24 protein-coding genes and 1 tRNA gene are annotated in these 21,288 nt (G+C 65.9%); 13 read left to right on the top strand and 12 right to left on the bottom strand.

The features are described 5' to 3' along the window. Positions 1–3 precede the first annotated feature (3 nt). The 3 genes from IC232_RS24215 to cobS are packed head-to-tail and all read right to left on the bottom strand — an operon-like array spanning position 4 to position 1,830. Positions 4–708, bottom strand: a complete 705-nt coding sequence (locus tag IC232_RS24215) for a TIGR02281 family clan AA aspartic protease (RefSeq protein ID WP_190847523.1) — start codon at positions 706–708, stop codon at positions 4–6. Further along, complete coding sequence (locus tag IC232_RS24220; protein ID WP_312895229.1) at positions 708–1,001, bottom strand: DUF1289 domain-containing protein; 294 nt, start codon at positions 999–1,001, stop codon at positions 708–710. The genes IC232_RS24215 and IC232_RS24220 overlap by 1 nt, the downstream gene beginning before the upstream one ends. 28 nt (positions 1,002–1,029) lie before the next feature. After that, positions 1,030–1,830 (bottom strand): adenosylcobinamide-GDP ribazoletransferase, encoded by an 801-nt coding sequence (gene cobS / locus IC232_RS24225; RefSeq protein ID WP_190847524.1) that lies wholly within the window; start codon positions 1,828–1,830, stop codon positions 1,030–1,032. Between the two features lie 114 nt (positions 1,831–1,944). Between cobS and cobT the strand changes: the two genes are divergently transcribed. Both cobT and IC232_RS32560 read left to right on the top strand, forming a co-directional pair. Beyond that, complete coding sequence (gene cobT, locus IC232_RS24230; RefSeq protein WP_190847525.1) at positions 1,945–2,970, top strand: nicotinate-nucleotide--dimethylbenzimidazole phosphoribosyltransferase; 1,026 nt, start codon at positions 1,945–1,947, stop codon at positions 2,968–2,970. Next, positions 2,967–3,479, top strand: coding sequence for a thermonuclease family protein (locus tag IC232_RS32560; protein ID WP_190847526.1), 513 nt, complete (start codon positions 2,967–2,969; stop codon positions 3,477–3,479). Before cobT ends, IC232_RS32560 begins: the two co-directional genes overlap by 4 nt. A gap of 2 nt (positions 3,480–3,481) precedes the next feature. Here the strand turns inward: IC232_RS32560 and IC232_RS24240 are convergent, their stop codons facing one another. Continuing rightward, complete coding sequence (locus IC232_RS24240) at positions 3,482–4,063, bottom strand: LysE family translocator (RefSeq protein ID WP_190847527.1); 582 nt, start codon at positions 4,061–4,063, stop codon at positions 3,482–3,484. A 92-nt stretch (positions 4,064–4,155) separates the two neighbouring features. On the opposite strand from IC232_RS24240, the gene IC232_RS24245 reads away from it, so the two are divergent. The 5 genes from IC232_RS24245 to IC232_RS24265 all read left to right on the top strand — a co-directional run bounded on the left by IC232_RS24245 (position 4,156) and on the right by IC232_RS24265 (position 9,248). Then, positions 4,156–4,779 carry a uracil-DNA glycosylase family protein gene (locus IC232_RS24245; protein ID WP_190847528.1) on the top strand — a complete coding sequence of 208 codons (624 nt, stop codon included), beginning with the start codon at positions 4,156–4,158 and terminating at the stop codon, positions 4,777–4,779. A 441-nt stretch (positions 4,780–5,220) separates the two neighbouring features. After that, the gene (locus tag IC232_RS24250) at positions 5,221–5,442 is read left to right on the top strand and encodes a hypothetical protein (RefSeq protein WP_190847529.1); all 222 of its coding nucleotides are present in this window, start codon (positions 5,221–5,223) and stop codon (positions 5,440–5,442) included. Positions 5,443–5,541: 99 nt separating this feature from the next. Next, positions 5,542–6,333 (top strand): enoyl-CoA hydratase-related protein, encoded by a 792-nt coding sequence (locus IC232_RS24255; protein ID WP_190847530.1) that lies wholly within the window; start codon positions 5,542–5,544, stop codon positions 6,331–6,333. Between the two features lie 10 nt (positions 6,334–6,343). Next, on the top strand, positions 6,344–6,550 hold the full coding sequence (locus IC232_RS24260) for a hypothetical protein (RefSeq protein WP_190847531.1): 207 nt from the start codon (positions 6,344–6,346) through the stop codon (positions 6,548–6,550). A gap of 256 nt (positions 6,551–6,806) precedes the next feature. Continuing rightward, positions 6,807–9,248 (top strand): caspase domain-containing protein, encoded by a 2,442-nt coding sequence (locus tag IC232_RS24265; RefSeq protein ID WP_190847532.1) that lies wholly within the window; start codon positions 6,807–6,809, stop codon positions 9,246–9,248. Positions 9,249–9,317: 69 nt separating this feature from the next. On the opposite strand, the gene IC232_RS24270 is transcribed toward IC232_RS24265, so the two are convergent. From IC232_RS24270 to moaA, 3 genes are all read right to left on the bottom strand, one after another. After that, positions 9,318–10,238 carry an NAD(P)-dependent oxidoreductase gene (locus IC232_RS24270; RefSeq protein ID WP_281413425.1) on the bottom strand — a complete coding sequence of 307 codons (921 nt, stop codon included), beginning with the start codon at positions 10,236–10,238 and terminating at the stop codon, positions 9,318–9,320. A gap of 6 nt (positions 10,239–10,244) precedes the next feature. After that, positions 10,245–11,045, bottom strand: coding sequence for a transporter substrate-binding domain-containing protein (locus IC232_RS24275; RefSeq protein ID WP_190847534.1), 801 nt, complete (start codon positions 11,043–11,045; stop codon positions 10,245–10,247). 101 nt (positions 11,046–11,146) lie between these two features. Then, positions 11,147–12,184, bottom strand: coding sequence for a GTP 3',8-cyclase MoaA (moaA, locus tag IC232_RS24280; protein WP_190847554.1), 1,038 nt, complete (start codon positions 12,182–12,184; stop codon positions 11,147–11,149). Between the two features lie 89 nt (positions 12,185–12,273). Here moaA and IC232_RS24285 point away from each other — a divergent pair, with 89 nt between their 5' ends. Then, positions 12,274–12,642: a gamma-butyrobetaine hydroxylase-like domain-containing protein gene (locus IC232_RS24285; RefSeq protein ID WP_190847535.1), complete on the top strand. Its 369-nt coding sequence runs from the start codon at positions 12,274–12,276 to the stop codon at positions 12,640–12,642. Between the two features lie 245 nt (positions 12,643–12,887). On the opposite strand, the gene IC232_RS24290 is transcribed toward IC232_RS24285, so the two are convergent. Next, on the bottom strand, positions 12,888–13,472 hold the full coding sequence (locus tag IC232_RS24290) for a L,D-transpeptidase (RefSeq protein ID WP_190847536.1): 585 nt from the start codon (positions 13,470–13,472) through the stop codon (positions 12,888–12,890). 245 nt (positions 13,473–13,717) lie between these two features. On the opposite strand from IC232_RS24290, the gene IC232_RS24295 reads away from it, so the two are divergent. Then, positions 13,718–13,792: transfer RNA gene (locus IC232_RS24295), tRNA-Val, on the top strand. Positions 13,793–13,927: 135 nt separating this feature from the next. Here IC232_RS24295 and IC232_RS24300 read toward each other — a convergent pair. Next, entirely contained in the window at positions 13,928–14,629 is a 702-nt protein-coding gene (locus tag IC232_RS24300) for an HAD family hydrolase (protein ID WP_190847537.1), read from the bottom strand. 90 nt (positions 14,630–14,719) lie between these two features. Between IC232_RS24300 and IC232_RS24305 the strand changes: the two genes are divergently transcribed. From IC232_RS24305 to IC232_RS24315, 3 genes are all read left to right on the top strand, one after another. Next, positions 14,720–15,175, top strand: a complete 456-nt coding sequence (locus IC232_RS24305; RefSeq protein WP_190847538.1) for a hypothetical protein — start codon at positions 14,720–14,722, stop codon at positions 15,173–15,175. A 126-nt stretch (positions 15,176–15,301) separates the two neighbouring features. Continuing rightward, positions 15,302–15,997 (top strand): ribose-5-phosphate isomerase RpiA, encoded by a 696-nt coding sequence (gene rpiA, locus IC232_RS24310; RefSeq protein ID WP_190847539.1) that lies wholly within the window; start codon positions 15,302–15,304, stop codon positions 15,995–15,997. Between the two features lie 29 nt (positions 15,998–16,026). Beyond that, positions 16,027–16,527, top strand: a complete 501-nt coding sequence (locus IC232_RS24315; protein ID WP_190847540.1) for a DUF2059 domain-containing protein — start codon at positions 16,027–16,029, stop codon at positions 16,525–16,527. 61 nt (positions 16,528–16,588) lie between these two features. Here IC232_RS24315 and IC232_RS24320 read toward each other — a convergent pair whose 3' ends face one another. The 3 genes from IC232_RS24320 to IC232_RS24330 form a co-directional block, all read right to left on the bottom strand. Further along, positions 16,589–18,088, bottom strand: a complete 1,500-nt coding sequence (locus IC232_RS24320; protein ID WP_190847541.1) for a tripartite tricarboxylate transporter permease — start codon at positions 18,086–18,088, stop codon at positions 16,589–16,591. Between the two features lie 7 nt (positions 18,089–18,095). Further along, positions 18,096–18,569, bottom strand: coding sequence for a tripartite tricarboxylate transporter TctB family protein (locus IC232_RS24325; RefSeq protein ID WP_190847542.1), 474 nt, complete (start codon positions 18,567–18,569; stop codon positions 18,096–18,098). A 70-nt stretch (positions 18,570–18,639) separates the two neighbouring features. Then, complete coding sequence (locus IC232_RS24330) at positions 18,640–19,611, bottom strand: tripartite tricarboxylate transporter substrate-binding protein (protein WP_190847543.1); 972 nt, start codon at positions 19,609–19,611, stop codon at positions 18,640–18,642. Positions 19,612–19,838: 227 nt separating this feature from the next. On the opposite strand from IC232_RS24330, the gene gor reads away from it, so the two are divergent. Beyond that, positions 19,839–21,224: a glutathione-disulfide reductase gene (gene gor, locus IC232_RS24335; RefSeq protein ID WP_190847544.1), complete on the top strand. Its 1,386-nt coding sequence runs from the start codon at positions 19,839–19,841 to the stop codon at positions 21,222–21,224. Positions 21,225–21,288: the final 64 nt, after the last annotated feature.

Here is a 21,288-nt window from a genome sequence, read left to right on the forward strand (position 1 = left end):
GTTTTAGCCGGCGCTTTCCTTGGCCCGCAAAATCAGCCTGTTTCCCCGCACCTCGTACGACCCAAGCCGCTCGAGGAAGCTCATGCCCAGCAGATTGGCGTGGAGCACGCCCGTACGGGCGATGAGCGCGCGGACATTGCGCTCCGTAATCGACCCGACGGTCAGGCTCTCGATGACCACAGGCGCGGCCAGGGCTGCGCCGTTGGCGGTCGAGACGGGCACGGAGTAGTTCAGCGTCTCCGGCTTGAAGCCCAGGGCTGCGGCGTTCTCGGCCCGCAGGACCACGGTGCTGGCGCCCGTGTCGAAGATGAAGCGGGTCTCGCGGCCGTTCACCTCGCCCTGCACCAGGAAGCTTCCATCCATCCGCCGCGCGGCCACCACTTCGCCTTCAGCTGTGGTGACGGTGCGCCCGACAGCGATGTCGCCGATAGCCCGGTCGAGCACGGTCTGCAATTCCTCACGGGACGCGTAAGTCACGAGCAGGGCGATGAGGATGCCGCCGCTCACGGCAATGGACTGCACCCCATAGGTCCAGTGCCGCGCAAAGCCTTCCACGATGGAGGCCGCCATGAGGAGAGAGAGGCCGGCAAGGCTCAGAAGGCCCGCTGCCTCCATGGCCGAGAACTCGCCGATGGGATCCTCGGCGAAGAGCCCCACCACAAGGGCGCCGATCAGGAGAAGAAGTCCCGCTCCGCGAATGCCGGGCATCACTCCGCCTTGTCCGATTCCGGCGCGAAGGATGATTCAAGGGCGAAGGCCTGCCGCATGCGCTCCGGCAGCCCCGCCATGATCTGCTGACGCTCCTCTTCCGGCATGCGGTACCAGCGGGTGATCTCCTCGCGCGTGCGGCCGCAGCCTTCGCAGAGGCCCGTCTCTGAATCGAGGGTGCAGACGCGGATGCAGGGGCTGGAAACACGGGTCATCTGAGAGCGCTTTTCGGCGAAGTGGGTCCGGTCCGCCGCCAGAAAGCGCGGCCATGCAAAAACGAGAAGCGATTCCACGTCAGTGGAAGCACTTCTCTTCATGTTGTTACGAGGGAAGAACGGTCAAGAGGCCGATCAGCGCGGCGATCTCCGCCACCTGCTGCGCGGCGCCAGCGATGTCGCCCGTCTGACCACCGAGATGGCGCTCCGCGAAGCGGGTGAGGGCGAGGCCAGCGAGGCCGGAGAGCATCAGCATCAGGAGAATGCCGGCAGCCGGCAGGCCACCGAGCGCGCCCAGCACAACAGTCAGCGCAGCGCCAATCCCGGCCACCCGCCAGAAGGTGCTCCGCGCCGGCTGGCCGACCGACTGGGACATCCCATCCCGACGAGCCGGGGCCAGGAACACGAGAGGCATCAGGCCCGCCGTGCGGGACAGGGAGGCCGTGATGAGGATCGCCGCCACGACGGCTCCGCCGTCGACGCGCGAGGCCAGGGCCGCCAGGGCGCCGATCCGGAGCGAGAGCGAGAGGAACAGGGCCGAGGCGCCGAAGGCGCCGATCCGGCTGTCGCGCATGATCTCCAGACGCTTTTCGCGGGTGGTGCCCCCGATGCTGTCGGCGGTGTCGGCAAGGCCGTCCTCGTGCAGGGCGCCGGTGGTCAGCACCATGGCGGCGACCGACAGGGTCGCGGCAAGCCAGGGGCCGAGATCGATGAGCAGGGCAAGCCCCAGCACGGCGGCCGGCAGGAGGCCGAGCACGAGGCCCGCCACGGGAATCATGCGCAGTAGGCGCGGAAAGCTCGGCGGCGCATGGGCGTCCTGCTCCCAGGGCAGAGCTGGCACCGGAAGGCGGGAATAGAAGCGAACGCAATGGGCTAGGTCGATGGCAGCCGTCTGCCACGCGCTCATGGGTGCCGCCTCACCCGGTCCAATTTGCTCCGACATGCTTCACCCCGCGTGTATGGGCCGTTATAGGTCACGCCTCTTCGCGTTCTGCAATGCCCTTGCGGGCTGGAGCCCTCCATGTCTGATGCCGTGTCCTCACCTTTCGACGATATCCGCCGCCTGATCACGACCATGCCGGGTCCGGACGAGGCCGCCGTCGAGGCCGTGCGGATGCGCGACGGGCAGCTCACCAAGCCCGCCGGCAGCCTCGGCCGCCTGGAATGGATCGCCGAGTGGCTCGCCGCCTGGCAGGCCAAGCCCACGCCGAGCGTCGACCGTCCCCTCGTCTGCGTGTTCGCGGCAAGCCACGGGGTAACCGCCAAGGGGGTGTCGGCATTCCCCTCCGACGTGAACCGCCAGATGCTGGAGAACTTCGCGGCAGGCGGCGCGGCCATCAACCAGATCTGCGCCGCCTATGGCTTGGGCTTCAAGGTGTTCGATCTCGCCATCGACATGCCCACCGGCGACATCACCGAGGCCGATGCCATGGACGAGAAATCCTGCGTCGCCACCATGGCGTTCGGCATGGAGGCGATTGCCGGCGGCACGGACCTTCTCGCCATCGGCGAGATGGGCATCGGCAACACCACCGTCGCGGCAACGATCTACACGGCGCTGTACGGCGGGCCGGCCGAGCACTGGGTCGGGCGCGGCACGGGCGTGGATGACGAGGGCCTGAAGCGCAAGGTCGCGGCCGTCGAGGCGGCGATTGCCTATCATGGCGACAACCTGAAGGATCCGCTTGAGGTGCTGCGCCGCGTCGGCGGACGCGAAATCGCCGCGATGGCGGGGGCCATTCTCGCCGCGCGGCTGCAGCGGATCCCGGTGGTGCTCGACGGCTACGTGGCCACCGCTGCCGCGGCCATCCTCCACGCCATCCATCCCTCGACCATCGATCACTGCATCGCCGGCCACCTCAGCGCCGAAGGCGCGCATCAGGACGTGCTCGCCCGCCTCGGCAAGATCCCGCTTCTGGCGCTGGGCATGCGCCTCGGCGAAGGATCCGGTGCGGCTTTGGCGGCCGGCCTCGTGAAGGCCGCCGCTGCGGTCCATCGCGACATGGCCACCTTCGGGCAGGCGGGAGTCTCCGAGCGCCTGTCGTGAAGTTTCCACGCCGCCGCTCCGGGCGGAGCGGCATCACCTCGCTTGTCGTGGCGCTGGCCCTCGCCGGCGGGGCTGCGGTCGTGCTGGAACCGAGCGGGCGCTCGTTGGAGGGCCGGGCTCAGGTGACTGACGGCGACACGATCCGCATCGGCGAGGCGCGCATTCGCCTGAAGGGAATCGACGCGCCCGAGATGGAGCAGCGCTGCTCCAAGGCCGGCCGCTCCTATGCCTGCGGCGAGACGGCCAGAAGGGCTCTGATCGATCTTGTGTCCGGTGAGAATGTCCGCTGCCGCGCCGCCGGCCGCGACCGCTATCAGCGCATCCTTGCCCGCTGCACCGTCGACGGCGATGACATCGGCACGCAGATGGTGGCGAGCGGCTGGGCGGTCTCCTATGGGCGCGACTACGACGCCGAGGAAGCCCGCGCTCAGGATCGCGGCGTGGGGCTCTGGGAGGGCGAGTTCGAGCGGCCGCAGGACTGGCGCAGAGACAAGGCCTCGCGCGGCTGATCTCAGCCGAGGGCTGCCGCTCCGAGCGAGGCTGAGAAGGTGAGAAGGACCAGGGCCGCGCCCCTCTGGACCGTCTGCGGCCGGATGAAGAACCCCGGCTGCGACAGGGCCGATCCGAAGCCGATCCAGGCGAGCGCGATGGGCACGATCACGGCCGCGAAGACGCCGATGGCCTGGAGGAAAGCAGCCGACGTCGCGAAGGCCGTCTCGGGAAAGATCACGGCCGCGAACAGAAGCGCCTTCGGGTTGAGCAGCGTCGCCGTGAAGACCCGGCGCGTGCCGAAGCCCGATCCGCTCATCGCCCCTCCCGCCTTCGACCAAAGGCCCCAGGCGACGGCGATCAGATAAGCCGCGCAGGCGAGCCGAAGGGCCGGCTTCAGCCAGGGCAGGGCGGCGGAGGCCGGCTCCAGGAACAGGCCCCAACCAGCGATGGCGAGCGCATAGCCGCACAGTTCTGCCGGAACCAGCGGCAACGAGCGCCGGAAACCCGCCTGCGCGCCCGAACTGGCCAGAAGCGTGTTGGTCGGGCCCGGCGTCGCCAGGATGGCGGCCACGGCCGGCACGAAGGTGAGAAGGTCGATCATGCAATGCTTTTAGGCGGCGCCAATCAGGCCTGCCTTGATCCGCCTCAAAAGGTCGCTTCGATATAGAGCCTCAGAATTCCCATCTGTGAGAGATGAGTTCTTCTGCCAATTTCGACCATCTCGCCGCGCAGTTGCGGGCCTGCCGCATCTGCCGCGATGCGCCGCGCTACGGCACGGCCTTGCCGCACGAGCCGCGCCCGATCATCCAGGGCAGCGCCACCGCGCGCCTGTGCATCGCCAGTCAGGCCCCCGGCACCCGGGCGCATGCCAGCGGCATCCCATTCGCCGACCGTTCAGGAACCCGGCTGCGCGATTGGCTCGGCATGGACGAGGAGACGTTCTATGACGCCTCCAGGGTCGCCATCGTGCCGATGGGATCCTGCTTTCCGGGGCAGGATGCGAAGGGCGGCGATCTCGGGCCGCGCCGGGAATGCGCCGAGGCCTGGCGCCAGCCCCTGTTTCAGGCTCTGCCCAACCTCGATCTCGTTCTGCTGATCGGCCAATATGCCCAGGCCTGGCACCTCGGCGAGAACTTCAAAGACGGCCTCACCGAAACGGTGAGGCGCTGGCGCGGCATCCTCAGCCATCCGCAAAAGCCCCGGATCCTGCCCCTGCCGCATCCCTCTTGGCGCAACAACGGCTGGCTCAAGAAGAATCTCTGGTTCGAGGCCGAATTGCTGCCGACGCTGCAGAGAGAAGTTCGTGAACTTCTTTGAATGAGCAGATAATAAATTTAAAGATAAAGCCTGTGATATACATCGGCATGGTAGGGAAGATTACTAGTATTCAGGACAATATTTGGAACGATCAGTCTTGCGAGGTGTTCACTTGATATAGATCAGGTAATTCCATGACATTCATTCCATATCACCAGAACGGCCATGTTTTTGCTGGGTCCCCAAGCGGCTCTACGGTTCGCGCCTATGAGTGCGTGCCCAGTGAGGATGAACTCAGCCAGATTGCATCGTCCATCGGGGCCTTTCGAGATGCGGAGATGTCCGGCCCGCTCGACTTTCCCTATGGGAATGACCCTGCAGACCTCAACCTTGTTCCCTGGATGAACCTGCCACGAAGGGCGAAGCACCGGAACGAACAGCCTCGCCTCTTCAGCCACTGAAAGCCTCGTCGCCTGCCGCCATGTCCCGAAGGAGTTTACCTTGTCCGATTATCTTTATGCCTGTGGCCAGCACGTGACGTTCACGGGCAAGCGCCTCATGAGTCCCTCATGGACCGGAGACTTCGTCGTCACCAAGTTGCTGCCGTCCGGCGGCGAAGAGCCCCGCTACGAGATCAGGAGAGCCGGCGAAACCCACAGCCGCGCAGCCCTGGAGAGCGACCTGACGGCCCGGTCCGAGACGCTTCAGTCATCCGTTTTCTAGATCACTCCACAACCTGAACCGGGTTAAGCCCTGAAAGTGGTGTCCACTTTCGGGTGCGATGCTCTATGTTCGAGCCCGACGATAAGGAGCCCGGACAGCATGAGCCCGACGACCCTGCGCTGCACCGTCGACGGAACCGTCGCGACGATCACCCTCGCGCGACCCGACAAGATGAACGCGTTCAACGCTACCATGCACGCCGAGCTGCGCGACGCGCTCGATCAATGCGAGCGGGACGAGACCGTGCGCGTGGTGGTACTGACCGGGGAGGGGCGAGCCTTCTCGTCGGGTCAAGACCTGACGGTCGATCTCACGCGCGACGCCGAGGGACGCCTCGACCTCGGACCGGCCCTGGAGCGGGACTACAACCCGCTGATCCTCAGGCTTTCAAACTATCCGAAGCCCGTCATCGCGGCTCTCAACGGCCCGGCCGTCGGGGCTTCCATGAACATCGCGCTCGCCTGCGACATCGTCGTGGCGGCCCGCTCCGCGTACCTGCAGGAGGCCTTCGCCAAGATCGGCCTGATCCCCGATGCCGGCGGCACCTGGATCCTGCCGCGGCTGATCGGTCCCAAGCTCGCGCTCGCCCTCATGCTCAGCGCCGAATCCGTTCCCGCCGAGGAGGCGCAGCGCATGGGCCTCGTCTACAAGGTATTCGAGGATTCCTCCTTCGCGGTCGATGTGGCGGCTTTCGCATCCAAGCTCGCAGCCGGTCCGGGGCTCTCCTACCAACTGACCAAGCAGGCGGTGGCGCAGAGCCTCTCGAACGATCTGGAGGCCCAACTCAAGCTCGAGGCGAAGCTGCAGGCCGAGGCGGGGTCGAGCGACGACTTCATGGAGGGTGTCGCGGCCTTCCGTGAGAAGCGCGCCCCGCGTTTCCAGGGACGCTGAGGGAACAGCCATGCGCCCCACCTACTGGATTCTCGGCCTCGCCACGTTGAGCATCGTGATCGGCCTGTTCATATCGCGGGATCCCGAGCGCGCCGAGCGGCTCTCGCAGATGTACCGCGACGCGGCCCTCACCGGCGAGGCCCGGCAGATGGCGATCATGGGCCTTGCGGTCGCGATCGGCGCCTTCGTGGTTTATCTCACCATGACGCGACGGTGAGTTTGCACTTCCTTCCCCTTTAAATTTTTCCTCTGGCCTCATCCTGAGGAGGATTGCGTGAGCAATCCGTCTCGAAGGAGCTTCCAGAGTGCACTGGAGCCTCCTTCGAGACGCAGCCTGGTGGCTGCTCCTCAGGATGAGGATAGGAGGTTAGACGTAAACTGATCGTCCCGGTTTGTTCACGGTGCATTCAACTGGCTTGGCCTTATTCTCCTCCCATGATCCCGCAGAAGTGGGTCGAAGAGGGGCTTGAACCGTGTTTTCCCTGAAACGTGCCGTCGTTTTTGCCGCTGTTGCCTTGGCGGCCGCCATCGGTCAGGCCTCCGGCGCCTATGCCCAGGATCGTCTCGCCCTCGTGGTTGGGCAGGGCGCTTATGAGGGACGTAACCTTGCCACCGCCGCGAACGATGCAGGCCTGATCGCCCAGACCCTCACCAGCGCCGGATTCGAGGTCGTCCAGGGTCGCGATCTCAACACCAACGACCTGCGCAGCCTCGTGCGGGACTTCCTCGACAAGGTCGAGGGGCTGGAGCCTGGCTCCACGGTCATGGTCTATCTTGCCGGGCACGCAGTCCAGCTCGAAGGCGACAATTATCTGCTGCCGGTCGACGCCCGCATCCAGCGTGACGCGGACATCGCCATCGACGGCTTCCGCCTCTCCGACCTCGTCCGCTCCCTGGAGCAGAGCCCGGCCCGGACGAGGGTGGTGGTGGCCGACATGGCGCGGGACTACGCGCTCGGCTCCACGGGCGAGCCCATCGCCAAGGGGCTGGCCCTGATCGAGCCTCCCTCAGGCTTCCTGATGGCCTTCTCCTCGGCGCCCAACATCGTCGCCACGGATGGAGCCGGTCCTTATGGCCCCTATGCCACGGCCCTGGCCGAGATGATCCGCCAGCCGGGCCTACCCCTGGACGGGGTATTCGCCCGCACACGCCTGCGGGTGCACGAGACCACGAACGGCCTGCAGATCCCCTGGCATTCCGCCAACCTCGGCGATTCCTCCTTCGTGTTCTTCGAGCAGGCTGAGGCCACTGCCGCGCCGCTGGTGCGCGAGGTGCGCCGCATCGAGGAGGTGCCCGCCGAGGAGGCCTATGCCATCGCGGTCGAGCGCGACACGATCCAGGATTATCAGGCCTTCCTGCGCCGCTACCCCGATCATCGCCTCTCCCGCCGCGTAACGGCGCTGCTCTCCGCCCGCCGCGAGGCTGCCATCTGGCGCCGGACCGTCACGCGCAACACGCGCGAGGCCTATTGGACCTATCTTCGTGCTTACCCCAACGGCCCGCACGCGCCGGATTGCCGGCGCAGGCTTGCCCGCCTGTCCGCGCCCTATGCTCCGCCGGCCGTCTTCGAGGAGGTGATCTACGAGGATCTGCCTCCGCCCCTTCCGGGACTGGAGCGGATCGAGGTCGTCGAGGTGGTGACCATCATCCGCGAGGTGCCCGCGCCGCGCCTGCCGGCCTATCTCCTGCCGAGATGGGACGAGGACGACGAGGACTTCATCACCATCATCCGCGAGCCGCCGCCGCCGCCGATCATGGCCGGCATCCTGCCGATCCCGTCTGCGTTCCCCGTGCCTTACCGGGCGCGTCCGCCCCGCTACTTCTACCAGCCGATCGCTCCGAGAACCCCAAGGGGGCCGGTCGCCATTCCCGTGCGGGCTCCGTACATTTTCGATCGCCTCGATGAGCCTCTCCCAGGGCCGCGCCGCAACCTGCGCGATGAACGGCCCCGCGTGCCGCGGCAGCCCGGTCTTGCTGCGCCCCTCGAGCCGATCCCGGTTTCGGTCAGTCCGAGAGCCCCGCGCGAGGGCAGGGATGTTCGTCCCGGCGAGCCGCCGCGCATGCGGCCGGACCGCATTCCCTCGCGTCGCATTCCGCTGATCGGCGACGGGCAGGAGCGTCCGCGCCCGATCAGGCCGGATGCCGACGAGGCCGCGGGGCGCCTCGACAGGCAGAGGGATCAGCGCCCCAACAGGCGTGATCGCGACTGGGAAGACATCCGGCCCGAGGCTCCTGTCCGCGGCGCCGCGCGCCCGCGGCTCGATGCGGATGAGATCCTGCCGCGCCAGCCGCGGCCGGACCGGCCGCGGATCGAGATCGAGCGCGAGCGCCCGGATCGGGACAGGGCTGCCCGTGAGCCCGAGCGCCGGGACCCGCGCAACCGGCCCGAGAGGGCCGCACCGGAGAGGATCGAGCGGGCGCCCATGGTCGGGCTGCCTCAGATCGAGGAGTGCCGCCCCCGTCGTGACGAAGATGAAGCGGCGCCCCGTCGGCGCTTTGAGCGGCCAGCATCCCTGGAGAGGCCGGACCGGGAGGAGAGGCCTGCCCGCGCGCAACGGCCTGCTCTGCGCGATGAACCGCGCCCGGATCGCCCGTTCCGTGACGTCGCGCCTCGGGACATCGAGCGGGCTGAACGGCGTGCCCGCCCGCTCTTCGAGGAGCGTCCCGCACCCCGCCGGGTCGAGCGACCGGAAGCACCCGCCTTCCAGCCGAGGCCGATGCCCCGCATGGAGGCTCCCATGCGAGCGGAGCGGGCTGTCCGCGAGCCGCCGAGAGGCTTCGACCAGCCCCGTCCGGGACGGGACATGGACAGGCCGTCCCGTGACCGGCCCTCCTTCGAGGCGCCACGGCGCCAAGGAGGCGACAATCGGGCCCAACGCTGCCTGCCTGGACGACCCTGTCCGCAGGAGCGCTGACCCAAGACAGCAAAACGCCGGACCTTTGGGGCTCCGGCGTTTTGCTTTGATGGGCAATCAGTCGGCTGCTTACTTATCGAGCCGGGCGATCAGGCTCGACGTGTCCCAGCGATTGCCGCCCATCTTCTGGACCTCCGCGTAGAACTGGTCGACGATAGCCGTGACCGGCAAGCTGGCGCCGTTCTTGCGCGCCTCGCCTAGCACGATGAACAGGTCCTTGCGCATCCAATCGACGGCGAAGCCGAAGTCGAACTTGCCTTGGTTCATGGTCTTGCCGCGGTTCTCCATCTGCCAGGAGCCGGCGGCGCCCTTCGAGATCACCTCCAGCACCGCCTCGATGTCGAGGCCGGCCTTCTTGCCGAAATGGATGCCCTCGGCCAAACCCTGCACGAGGCCCGCGATGCAGATCTGATTGATCATCTTGGTGAGCTGGCCGGAGCCGGTGGGGCCCAGCAACCGGCAGGCGCGGGCAAAGCTCATGATCACCGGCTCGGCCGTCCCGTAAGGCTCCGCGTCGCCGCCGCACATCACGGTGAGAACGCCGTTCTCCGCGCCGGCCTGTCCGCCCGAGACCGGAGCGTCGATGAAGGCGAAGCCCTTCTCCTGGGCGGCGGCGTAGAGCTCGCGCGCCACCTCGGTCGAGGCGGTGGTGTGATCGACGAAGATGGTGCCCCGGCCCATGCCGTGGAAGGCGCCGTCGGCCCCGAGCGTCACCTGGCGCAGGTCGTCGTCGTTGCCCACGCAAGCGAAGACGATCTCCTGGCCCTCGGCCGCCTCGCGGGGAGTCTTGGCGGCGCGCCCGCCGTTCTCGGACACCCACTTGTCCGCCTTTGCGCTCGTGCGGTTGTAGACCGTCACCTCATGACCCTTGTCCTTGAGGTGACGCGCCATGGGATAGCCCATCACGCCAAGTCCGAGGAATGCAACCTTCGCCATCGTCCGCTCCCTAAAATCCTTCTCGGTTCTAGGAAGTGAGGGCGCTTGGGTCAAACGGCACTACTTGATGTCGAAGGAAAAATATTTGGCCCGGATCCCGTCATAGGTGCCGTTGGCCTGCACCTCGGCGATGGCGCGGTTGAACCGCTCGCGCAAAGCCTCGTCCTCCTTGCGCAGGCCGATGCCGTAGGATTGGTGCCGGTAAGCCGGCTCCTTGGGGGTATCGCCGAGGACGTGACAGCAGCTCCCCTCGCGGGATTCGAGAAAGCGGGTGAGCAGGCGCTTATCGCCGAAGACCGCGTCGAGACGCCCGACCAGGAGGTCGAGATTGGCCTCGTCGGCCTTCGCATACACCTCGATATGCGAGTCCTTGTAGAACTCTCTCAGATAGGTCTCATGGTCGCTGCGGTCCGTGGTGCCGATGGTCCTGCCGGCAAGGGCCACAGGCGAAACCTCGCCGGGCGCCGTCTCCTTCGATCCGATGAAGATGGCCGGGACGCGATAATAGGGATCGGAGAAGGCGATGCGCTTCCTGCGCCGCTCCGTGATCTCCACCGACGACATGATGGCATCGTAGTCCCGGTCCAGCAGGCCGCGCACGAGGCCGTCCCACTCGCGTTGGACGAGTTCGCATTGGGCCTTCATGACCTGGCACAGGCTCTTGAGCAGATCAACCTCGAAGCCCTGCAGCTCGTTGTTGGGATCGATGAAGTTGAAGGGCGGGTAGGCGCCCTCGATGGCGACGCGGATCACCGGCTGCGGTGCGGGCGCTTGTGCCTGCGACAGGCAGGGACCCATGCCCAGCCCGAGCAGCAGCCCGGCAGCAATCGCCAGTCTTCGTCCAAACCCCAATGCGCTCACGGCAGCCCAGCCCAGATGATCCGGCTCGATATCACTTGAAAATACTGAACAGTCAAATGACAGGCTGTCTCAGTACTTAACGGCGGCAGTAGAAAAGCAGCCTAACCGCCCGTCACGCTCATGTGGCGGCTGAGCGCCGGGCGGGAGTGGCGCCGGTCGATGATGAAGTCGTGCCCCTTGGGCTTGCGGGCGATCGCATCGACGATGGCGCGGTCGAGGAGTTCGTTGCTCTCGGAGGCGCGCACCGGCGCCCGGAGGTCGGCCGCATCCTCCTGGCCGAGGCACATAAAGAGCTGGCCGGTGCAGGTCACCCGCACCCGGTTGCAGCTCTCGCAGAAATTGTGCGTCATCGGCGTGATGAAGCCGAGCCGCCCGCCGGTTTCCTTCACCCGCACATACCGGGCCGGACCGCCGGTGCGGTCGTCCAGGTCCTGCAGGGTGTAGCGGGCTGCGAGGCGGGCGCGGATCATGGAGAGGGGGAGAAACTGGTCGATGCGCTGCCCGTCGATCTCGCCCAGCGGCATCACCTCGATGAGGGTCAGGTCCATGCCGCGGCCGTGGGCCCATTCGAGCAGGGCTTCTAGCTCGTCCTCGTTGACGCCTTTGAGCGCGACGGCGTTGATCTTGACCTTCAAGCCCGCTCCTTGAGCGGCATCGAGCCCGTGCATCACCTTGGCGAGATCGCCCCAGCGGGTGATGGCGCGGAACTTGTCCGGGTCGAGAGTGTCGAGGGAGACGTTGATGCGCCTGACCCCGCAGGCGGCGAGATCCTTCGCGTGCCGGGCGAGCTGCGAGCCGTTGGTGGTGACCGTCAGCTCGTCGAGAGCGCCTGAATCCAGATGCCGTGAGAGGGAGCCGAACAGGGTCATGATGTCCCGGCGCACCAGGGGCTCGCCGCCGGTGATCCGCAGCTTGCGCACGCCCTTGGCCACGAAGGCCGAGCAGATGCGGTCGAGCTCCTCCAGGGTCAGCAGGTCGCGCTTGGGCAGGAAGGCCATGTCCTCGGACATGCAGTAGACGCAGCGGAAGTCGCAGCGATCCGTTACCGAGACGCGCAGATACGTGATGGCCCGCCCGAAGGGGTCCATCAGGGAATGACCGCTCTCGGAAGTCTCAAGCTGAGCCGGAATGGCTCTCATGGTGGAAACGCTCTCGCTCACAGGAATCTTGCTTCAATCCGCATCATCAAGCACGTAGCGTCAATTGCAACCGGGAAAAGGGTGAGATCATGGCATCCGAGCGCTGGCCGACGGAGCTTCGGCTCGCCAGAGACAAACGCAGCCTGCAGGTCGCCTTCGACGACGGCACGGCTTTCAGCCTGCCGGCCGAGTACCTGAGGGTGACCAGCCCCTCGGCCGAGGTGCAGGGGCACAGCCCTGCCGAGCGCCGGACCGTGCCGGGCAAGCGCGAGGTGACGATCATCGGCGTCGAGCCGGTGGGCAATTATGCCGTGAAGTTGGTCTTCGACGACCTGCACGATACCGGGATCTATGGCTGGGATTATCTCTACCGGCTCGGGGCGGAGCAGGGGGAGAAGTGGCAGGCCTATCTCGACGACCTGGCCGCCAAGGGATTGTCGCGGGATCGGGTGCGGTGAAAATCTAAATCGCACTGTCATTCCGGGGCGGCCATGGGCCGAGCCTGGAATCCATAAACACGACGTATCTATATAGAGCGGTTAGCGTTGTGTCTTATCCTGCACCGTCAGCGGTTATGGATTTCCACGCTTCGCGCGGCCCTTTGGGTCGGGCTCCGCTGCGCGGCCCCGGAATGACAGTGGAGGGCTTCGGAAACGACAATGGCCGGGACTTGCCCGGCCATTCTGCTTTTCATCGTGGCTTTTTAGCGAAGAACCACCACCCGCGAGCCGACCCTGGCACGGCTGTAGAGGTCGGTGACATCCTCGTTGGTCATGCGGATACAGCCGGAGGAAACGGCCTCGCCGATGGTCTCAGGCTCGTTGGAGCCATGGATCCGGTAGATGGTGCTGCCGATATAGAGCGCGCGGGCGCCGAGGGGGTTGTCGGGTCCGCCCTTCATGTAGCGGGGCAGGTCGGGACGGCGCTTGAGCATGGCCGCCGGCGGGCGCCAATCCGGCCATTCGCGCTTCATGGTGACGGAGTGGGTGCCTGCCCAGGTAAAGCCCGGACGGCCGACGCCGACGCCGTACTGGACGGCTTGGCCATTGCCGAGCACGTACCACAGGCGGCGTTCGCTGGTGGAGACGACGATCGTGCCCGGTGCATAGCGGCCGTTGAAGGTCACGATCTGCCGTGGGACCGCGGACGCCTGCGCCCGGTACGTCTCCTCGGCGCTGTAGAGCGGCTGGCGGGTGAGAGGATCGATGGCCGTAAATGCCGCAGCCGGCGTCGCAAGCGCGACGAAGGCGCAAGCAAGCCCGGCGAGAGCAGCGCGAGTGCGTCCCATAATTGCCTCGGTTTGAACACGTTGATGGCGGGTCTGTGATTGCACAACGCAACAGCCCCGCTTGGGATCCATGCAGTACCAGGATTTTGCTACACAATCCTAGTGCCGATCAGCCACATTCTCGCCGCGTCGTAACCGGGTGGTTAAAGTCAGGCTGCCACGATCCATGCAACAAAATACTTGCCGGCTTGGCAGCTTCTTTGGCTTGACGCCGGGGGTTCTGCGCCTTTAGAAGGCCCTTGTCAGGGCGCGTAGCTCAGCGGGAGAGCATTCGCTTCACACGCGAAGGGTCACAGGTTCAATCCCTGTCGCGCCCACCATTTTCTTCCTGACAGCAAGCTTCACGATATCGTGTGCCTCGAAGCGCACGGGCGATGGCTCGTGCGTAAGCGCAAGCCATGGATTGAGCATTAAATCGATCCCAAAAGTGCAAATCCACTTTCGGGTCCAATGCTCTAGGCCGCCAGCGGCCTCATGAGGCGCTGGACGGCGGGGAACAGCTCATCGAAATGCTTGATGACGAGATCCGGCTCCAGCCTCTGGATCGGCACGTCCGTGTAGCCGAAGGGAACGGCCACGACCGGAATGCCGGCGTTCTTCGCCGTCACGATATCCGTGCGCGAGTCGCCGATCATCACCGCGCGGCTCGGGTGGCCGCCCGCCCGCTCGATGGTGAGCGTCAGATGGCGAGGGTCCGGCTTGAAGTAGCGGAAGGTGTCGCGGCCGCAATTGGCTGCGAAACGATGGCCGACCCCGAGCTCCTGCAGGAGCTTCACCGAATGCTCCTCGACCTTGTTGGTGCAGACCGCCAGGATGAACCCCGCCTCCTCCAGCCGGTCGAGGGCCTCGATCACGCCGGGGTAGAGCCGGGTGCGGACGCAGATGTTCTCCCCGTAATGAACCATGAACTGCCGGAACAACTCGTCGAGATAATCCGGCGTCAGCTCCTTGCCGGCCGCCTCGAAGCCCCGCTGGATCAGGGCGCGGGCGCCCGCGCCGATCATGTCGCGCGCCTTCCGGACGGGCAGGGGCGCCAATCCTTCGCGGTCAAGGATCACGTTCAGGGTTCCGACGAGGTCGCCGGCCGTGTCTGCCAGGGTTCCATCGAGGTCGAAGACGGCGATGGGCGAGACATTGTGCGGGGTATCAATGGCCATGAAGGTCGGCTACCTGCTGCGGGCAAGGGAATCAAGCATCGGGATGATAAGGTCCTAAGGTTGATTCGTTCTTACCGAATGGAGTGTTGAATGCGGTCCTTTGGTCCCGCGGCGTTGATTTTTTCAGCCTTGGCGCTGGGGGGCTTTTCCGGCCACGCCCTGGCTGCGTCCTATGATTTCGTTCCCGCTCCCCAGACCGACCTGAACCGTATTTATAGGATCGATCGGATCACTGGCGAGGTCAGCTCCTGCCAATATGGTCTCCAGGAAGGCACAATTGGAGTGACCCTGTGCTTCAGCGCAGGCGAAGGCGCCGGTCCTCAGGCTCCGGGCGAATATGGGCTCGTCGCCTCGCGCCACGAGCGGGAAGGGGGCGTGTTCCGGGTCAACTACCGAACCGGGCAGATGAGCATCTGCTACGTGTTCGACGAGCGGGTGGTGTGCACGCCGCAGACGACACCATCAGCAGCGACCTCCTCGGCGGCCGCTCCCGTGGCTACGCCCAGCGTGAGTCCGGGCTCGGGGGCATCACCGCAGCGCCCATAGGACCCTTCGCGGAGTCACCAGGGGCTGCTCATCCGTGAAACGTTCTTTCTTCCAGGCGCTCGGGCATGCTAGAGGCGGGTCATACGGCCCTCCGGCCGGGCGCCTCCTTAATGTCAGAGGATCTCCGTGAGCGACACTCTCAAGCGCGCAGCAGCCGAACGGGCGGCCCAGATCGTCACCGACGGGATGAGGCTGGGGCTCGGCACCGGCTCGACCGCAGTGCATTTCGTCGCGGCCATCGGTGAGCGCGTCCGGGGCGGGCTGAGGGTCGTGGGTGTGCCCACCTCCGAGGCAACTCGCGATCAGGCTCTGCGTGAGGGCATTCCCTTGACCACCCTCGACGAAACCCCGGATCTCGATCTGACGGTCGACGGGGCCGACGAGATCGACAACGACCTGCGCCTCATCAAGGGCGGCGGCGGCGCGCTGCTGCGGGAAAAGATCGTCGCTTCCGCGAGCCAGCGCATGATCGTCATCGCCGACGGGTCGAAGCTCGTGACGAAGCTCGGGCGCTTCCCGCTCCCCATCGAGGTGATGCCCTTCGGCCTCACGGCCACGGAACGGGCCATTGCCCGGCTGCTGGATTCCCTGTCCATGACCGGCGAGCTGCGCCTCCGGCATGCCGCCGACGGCGCGCCCTACGTGACGGATGGCGGCCATTTCATTCTCGATGCGCATCTCGAGCGCATCGACAAGCCGAACGTGCTTGCCTCGACGCTGAACAACATCCCCGGCGTCGTGGAGCACGGTCTTTTCCTGGGCCTGGCCACCGGCGCGATCCTCGCCACCGCTGACGGGCTCGTCGAACTCGGTCAGCTCTGACCAGAACCATGACGATTGGAGCCACTTCTATGATCCGTAACGCCTCCCGACTGGCCGCGACCTCCGTCGCGCTGTTCATGCTCGCCAGCCCGGTTTTTGCCCAGGCCCAGCCGAGCCCCAGCCACATGGCTCTCGCGCGCGACGTCGCGATCAGCTCCGGTATGGCCCGTTCGTTCGACGCCATGGTCGAGCCGTTCCTCGATCAGCTGCAGCAGATGAACGTGACTCGGCCCGAGATCAAGAACGACCTCGATCAGGTCGTGGCCCAGATGCGGCCCGAACTCGACAAAGAAAAGCAGAAGATGGTCGACAACGCGGCGCGGGCCTTCGCCAGCCGGATGACCGAGGCCGAGCTGAAGACGATCTCCGACTTCTACAAGTCTCCGGCGGGCAAGAAGTACGTGGAGACCCAGCCGGGGATCCTCGACGACGTCGTGCGGGATCTCGCAACCTGGACGCAGCAGACCGCGCAGTTCGTGATGAACCGCGCCCGCGAGGAAATGGGCAAGCGCGGGCACCAGCTGCAGTAAGCGCGTTCAGAACCGCATAGAATGTAAAAGGCCCGGAGAGTTCCGGGCCTTTTCTGTTGGATCAATCCTCCACCGCCTTGAACCGTCCCAAACCTTTAAGGAAGAAGGGCAGGACGAGGGCGAGCAGGGCGATGGTCAGCAGCGTTGCCGAGATCGGGCTCTGCAGAAGCGTCATGGGATCGCCCAGGCTGATCGACAGCGCGCGCCGCAGCTGGCTTTCCGCCAGGGGGCCCAGAATGAGGCCCACAATGACCGGCGCGATCGGGAAGTCGAAGCGCCGCATCAGGAAGCCGAGCACGCCGAACACTGTCAGCATCATGAGTTCCACCGGCGAGGGATTGGCCGCGATGGTTCCCATGGTGGCGAAGACCAGGATGCCGGCATAGAGCCAGGGCTGCGGAATCGTGAGCAGCTTCACCCAGAGGCCCACCAGGGGAAGGTTGAGCACCAGCAGCATCACATTGGCGATGAACAGGCTGGCGATCAGACCCCAGACGAGGTCCGCGTTCTGGGCAAACAACAGGGGACCGGGATTGATGTTGTACTGCTGGAAGCCGGCGAGCAGCATGGCGGCTGTGGCTGACGTCGGAAGGCCGAGCGTCAGCAGCGGCACCAGGGTGCCTGCGGCTGAGGCATTGTTCGCAGCCTCCGGGCCCGCCACGCCTTCAATAGCGCCTTTGCCGAAATCCTCCGGATGCTTGGTCAGGCGCCGTTCCGTCGCGTAGGACAGGAAGGTGGGGATCTCCGCGCCGCCTGCCGGGAGGGCTCCGATGGGGAAGCCGAACATCGTTCCGCGCAGCCAGGGCTTCCAGGAGCGCTTCCAGTCCTCTTTGGTCATCCAGAGGGAGCCGCGAACGGCTTCGAGCTTTTCCTCCTGGATATGGCGGCGGGAGGCGACATAGAGCGCCTCGCCCACAGCGAAGAGGCCGACCGCCAGCGTGGTGACCTCGATGTTGTCGTAGAGCTCCGGCACGCCGAAGCTCAGGCGCGACTGGCCGGAGAGCAGGTCGATGCCCACCAGTCCGAGCATCAGGCCGATGAACAGGCTGGTGAGCCCCCGCACGGGGGAATCGCCGAAGGTGGCCGAGACGGTGACGAAGGCCACCACCATCAGGGCGAAATAGTCCTCCGGCCCGAAGCTCACGGCAATGTCGACGAGGTAGGGCGCCAGGAGCGTGAGGCCCAGCGTCGCGATGGTGCCCGCCACGAAGGAGCCGATGGCAGCGGTGGCGAGCGCGGGACCGCCGCGGCCGGCCTTGGCCATCAGGTTGCCCTCCAGCGCCGTCGCCATGGAGGCGCTCTCGCCCGGCGTGTTGATCAGGATTGCGGTGGTCGAGCCGCCATACATGCCGCCGTAATAGATGCCGGCGAACATGATGATGGAGCCCGCAGGATCGAGCTTGAACGTGATCGGCAGGAGCAGCGCCACGGTGAGGGCAGGGCCGATGCCGGGCAGCACGCCGACGGCGGTGCCGAGGAGAACGCCGATGAGGGCGAACATCAGGTTCGCCGGCTGGATGGCGACGGCAAGGCCGCCGGCGAGGGAGGTGAAGGCTTCCATGGCGGCCTCAGAACAGGCGTTCGAGCGGCCCTGCCGGCAGGGACAGGGTCAGGAGCTTGGCGAAGAGCACGTAGACGATGAGGGCGATCACTGCGCCGATGATGAAATCGGTGACAAAAGCCCGGCGCCCGAAGGCTGTCGAGGTGGCGGCGAACAGGAGGGCCGTGCCGATCATGAAGCCGCCCCCGAACCGGATCAGCACGATCAGGCATGCCAGTGCCCCGAGGATCAGGATGATCGGCTTCCAGTCCAGGCTGTCACGGACGGGAAGGTCGCCGCGCAGGGCCCCGATGGCATTGCCGATGGCCAGCAGGATCAAGCAGCCCGAGACGATGATGGGCATGACCTTCGGGCCGAGGTCGTAAGGAGACAGGATCTGGAGCTTGGTCATGTCCCACCAGACGATTCCAGCCAGGACGAGAAGAATAAGGGCGATGACGAGGCCTGCTACGTCGATGCGCCGCTGGGAGGAGGAGGCCATGGCAATTCCTGCAAAAAAGAAGCGCCGCGCTTCAAGAACGCGGCGCTCCGAAATCATTCTAGGCTTGAGCTTACGACTTCACCAGACCCACGGCGGTGAGCACTTCCTTGGTGCGGGCCTGCTCCTCGGCCAGGATCTTGGTGAAGGCATCGCCGGACACGTAGGCGTCCTCCCAGCCCTTGCCCTTCAGGATCTCCTGCCACTCCTTCGACTTCGCCATCTTGTCCATGGCGTCCGTCAGAGCCTTCTTCTGGTCGGCGGAGATGCCGGGAGCGGCCACGACCGCGCGCCAGTTGGCGATCTCGAGGTCGATGCCCTGCTCCTTGATGGAGGGCACGTCCACATTCGCCGTCTTCTTCGCCGAGGTCAGGCCGATGAGGCGCAGCTTGCCGGCCTTCACTTGGCTCTCGAACTCGCCGTAGCCGGAGATGCCGGCCGTCACCTTGCCGCCGAGGATGGCCGCCAGGGCCTCGCCACCGCCGGAGAAGGGGATGTAGTTGATCTTGGTCGGGTCGGCGCCCGCGGCCTTGGCGAAGAGCGCCGCGGCGATGTGGTCGACGCCGCCGGCCGAACCGCCGGCCCAGGTGACCTTGGCCGGATCGGCCTTGATGGCCGCGGCGAGATCCTTGGCGTTCTTGATCGGTGAGTCCGCCGGCACCACGATGGCCTCGTACTCCGTGGTCAGGCGGGCGATCGGCGTGGTCTGATCGAGGGTGACCGGCGACTTGTTGGTGAGCAGCGCGCCCACCATCACGTAGCCCATGACCATGAGCTGATTGCCGTCGCCCTTGGAGTTGTTCACGAGTTGGGCGATGCCGATGGAGCCGCCGGCGCCCGGAACGTTGGTGACCTGCGCGCTCTTGGCGACACCGGACTGGGTCAGGGCCTGCTGCATGGAGCGTGCGGTCTGGTCCCAGCCGCCGCCCGGCGCTGCGGGAGCCATGATCTTGAGCTCCATCTGGGCTGCTGCCGATGTCACGAAGCCGGCCACGGCTGCAGCCGCGAGTGCGCCGCGCCAAAGGCCTTTGCGAAACTGGGTCATGTGGTTTCCTCCATTGACGCTGACGTTTGGTGAGAGCGTCCTGCGCAGACCCTAAAGAGGGAACAGGGGAGCGGCAAGCGCTTGCTTCTTTATCGCTGTTGAACCTTGGCGTAAGAACACCAGCGCAAGGGGGCAGCCATGTGCCCGGAGCAGGGCTGTCGGGCGGTGCCGCCCAGCAACATTCCCTATATGATTTGTTGAACCGGAATTTGAGCGGAGACCGCACCATGACCTCATTCGATGTTGATCTCTTCGTCATCGGAGGCGGGTCGGGCGGCGTGCGCGCGGCCCGGATCGCAGCCGGCTATGGCGCGAAGGTCATGCTGGCGGAGGAGTACCGGGTCGGCGGAACCTGCGTCATCCGCGGCTGCGTGCCCAAGAAGCTGATGGTCTATGCCAGCCGCTTCGCCGAGGAATTCCATGAGGCGCAGGGCTTCGGCTGGAGCGTGGGCGAGACCCGCTTCGACTGGGCGACCCTGATCCGCAACAAGGACCGGGAGATCGATCGGCTGGAGGGCATCTACCGGACCAACCTGGACAAGGCCGGGGTCGAGATCGTCGACAGCCGCGCCGTGATCGAGGACGCGCATACAGTCCATGTGCTCAAGACCGGCGCACGCATTTGTGCCCGCTATATCCTCGTAGCAGTGGGCGCCCATCCGACCCTGGAGCCGGTCATCCCCGGCGGCGAGCTCGGCATTACCTCCAACGAAGTCTTCCATCTCGAGGAACAGCCGAAGCGTATCCTGGTGGTCGGCGGCGGCTACATCGCCGTCGAGTTCGCCGGCGTTTTCGCCGGGCTCGGCAGCGAGGTCACGCTCCTGCACCGGGGCGACAAGCTCCTGCGCGGCTTCGACGACGATGTTCGGGTGGCCTTGGGCGAGGCCTATGCCCAGCGTTGCATCAACCTGGCCCTGGGCCGGACCCTCTCGAGCCTCGAAAAGACCGCCGGGGGCATCGCCGCCACTCTGTCGGACGGTTCGACCCTCATGGTCGATCAGGTTCTCGTCGCCACCGGACGGCGCCCCAACACCAAGGGGCTCGGCCTGGAAACAGCAGGGATCACGGTCGACGAGGTCGGGGCCATCCCGGTGGATGCCTATTCGCAGACGCTGATCCCCTCGATCTATGCGGTGGGCGACGTCACCAACCGGGCGAACCTCACCCCCATCGCCATCCGCGAGGGCCACGCCTTTGCCGATACGGTGTTCGGCAACAAGCCCACGATGGTCGACCACGACCTGATCCCGACCGCCGTCTTCTCCACACCCGAGATCGGTGTGATCGGCTGCGGCGAGGCGGCCGCGCGGGCGATCTACGGCGAGATCGACGTCTACAAGACCGCCTTCCGGCCCATGAAGGCGACGCTCTCGGGTGGCAAGGACCGAGTGTTCATGAAGCTGATCGTCGACAAGGCCACCGACAAGGTTGTGGGCGTCCACATCATGGGACACGACGCGGGCGAGATGATCCAACTCGCCGGCATCGCCGTCACCATGGGCGCCACCAAGGCCGATTTCGACCGCACTGTCGCGGTTCACCCGACGGCGGCGGAGGAACTGGTGACCATGCGAACGCCTGTGGTGGTGAAGAAGCCTGAGGCGGTGGGATGACAGAATCGTCGCACCGAGGCAGGGTGCCTCCGCACTCGCCTTTTTATTTATGTCGTGTATAGGT

It is taken from the genome of Microvirga sp. (assembly GCF_014699075.1).
Taxonomy (GTDB): domain Bacteria; phylum Pseudomonadota; class Alphaproteobacteria; order Rhizobiales; family Beijerinckiaceae; genus Microvirga.

Excerpts from the sequence above, each read along its gene's own strand:
- IC232_RS24215 (WP_190847523.1), bottom strand. The coding sequence starts at position 708 with ATGCCCGGCATTCGCGGAGCGGGACTTCTTCTCCTGATCGGCGCCCTT.
- cobS (WP_190847524.1), bottom strand. The coding sequence starts at position 1,830 with ATGAGCGCGTGGCAGACGGCTGCCATCGACCTAGCCCATTGCGTTCGC.
- cobT (WP_190847525.1), top strand. The coding sequence starts at position 1,945 with ATGTCTGATGCCGTGTCCTCACCTTTCGACGATATCCGCCGCCTGATC.
- IC232_RS24240 (WP_190847527.1), bottom strand. The coding sequence starts at position 4,063 with ATGATCGACCTTCTCACCTTCGTGCCGGCCGTGGCCGCCATCCTGGCG.
- IC232_RS24245 (WP_190847528.1), top strand. The coding sequence starts at position 4,156 with ATGAGTTCTTCTGCCAATTTCGACCATCTCGCCGCGCAGTTGCGGGCC.
- IC232_RS24255 (WP_190847530.1), top strand. The coding sequence starts at position 5,542 with ATGAGCCCGACGACCCTGCGCTGCACCGTCGACGGAACCGTCGCGACG.
- IC232_RS24260 (WP_190847531.1), top strand. The coding sequence starts at position 6,344 with ATGCGCCCCACCTACTGGATTCTCGGCCTCGCCACGTTGAGCATCGTG.
- moaA (WP_190847554.1), bottom strand. The coding sequence starts at position 12,184 with ATGAGAGCCATTCCGGCTCAGCTTGAGACTTCCGAGAGCGGTCATTCC.
- IC232_RS24285 (WP_190847535.1), top strand. The coding sequence starts at position 12,274 with ATGGCATCCGAGCGCTGGCCGACGGAGCTTCGGCTCGCCAGAGACAAA.
- IC232_RS24290 (WP_190847536.1), bottom strand. The coding sequence starts at position 13,472 with ATGGGACGCACTCGCGCTGCTCTCGCCGGGCTTGCTTGCGCCTTCGTC.
- IC232_RS24300 (WP_190847537.1), bottom strand. The coding sequence starts at position 14,629 with ATGGCCATTGATACCCCGCACAATGTCTCGCCCATCGCCGTCTTCGAC.
- IC232_RS24305 (WP_190847538.1), top strand. The coding sequence starts at position 14,720 with ATGCGGTCCTTTGGTCCCGCGGCGTTGATTTTTTCAGCCTTGGCGCTG.
- IC232_RS24315 (WP_190847540.1), top strand. The coding sequence starts at position 16,027 with ATGATCCGTAACGCCTCCCGACTGGCCGCGACCTCCGTCGCGCTGTTC.
- IC232_RS24320 (WP_190847541.1), bottom strand. The coding sequence starts at position 18,088 with ATGGAAGCCTTCACCTCCCTCGCCGGCGGCCTTGCCGTCGCCATCCAG.
- IC232_RS24325 (WP_190847542.1), bottom strand. The coding sequence starts at position 18,569 with ATGGCCTCCTCCTCCCAGCGGCGCATCGACGTAGCAGGCCTCGTCATC.
- IC232_RS24330 (WP_190847543.1), bottom strand. The coding sequence starts at position 19,611 with ATGACCCAGTTTCGCAAAGGCCTTTGGCGCGGCGCACTCGCGGCTGCA.
- gor (WP_190847544.1), top strand. The coding sequence starts at position 19,839 with ATGACCTCATTCGATGTTGATCTCTTCGTCATCGGAGGCGGGTCGGGC.